Source organism: Lysinibacillus sp. GbtcB16 (genome assembly GCF_019091145.1).
Classification (GTDB): domain Bacteria; phylum Bacillota; class Bacilli; order Bacillales_A; family Planococcaceae; genus Lysinibacillus; species Lysinibacillus fusiformis.
This window is the reverse complement of the sequence record NZ_JAGXJV010000726.1, coordinates 1-246: the sequence shown is the minus strand read 5'-3', so window position 1 is coordinate 246 and position 246 is coordinate 1. Positions and strand designations below refer to the sequence as shown.

At 50.0% G+C, this 246-nt stretch carries 1 protein-coding gene; it reads left to right on the top strand.

Annotation, left to right across the window (positions count from 1 at the left end; translation table 11 throughout):
• Positions 1-246, top strand: a 246-nt coding sequence (locus KVT27_RS25730; RefSeq protein WP_217582291.1) for a hypothetical protein, incomplete at both ends; no start/stop codon positions are given.

Sequence of the window (246 nt, the reverse complement as noted above, 5' to 3'; positions counted from 1 at the left end):
CATAGAGGAAGCTCAGCTGTCTCACACACATCTCAATATTGCGAGCGAGCTGCTGGCGCATTTGCCGGAAGACCAGATTGAGCAGCGGCTCTTTGATATCGTGAACCATATGAATTTGGGTTCCTCTTTATTGACAGAGCGGCAGGATCAAATCAATTTGATGGAGTTCAACCTGCGCGCCGGCCGCAAAGCAAAGTCGTCCAATGCCTATCGTTCGGCGCTGCAGTATTATAATCGGGCTTTGGA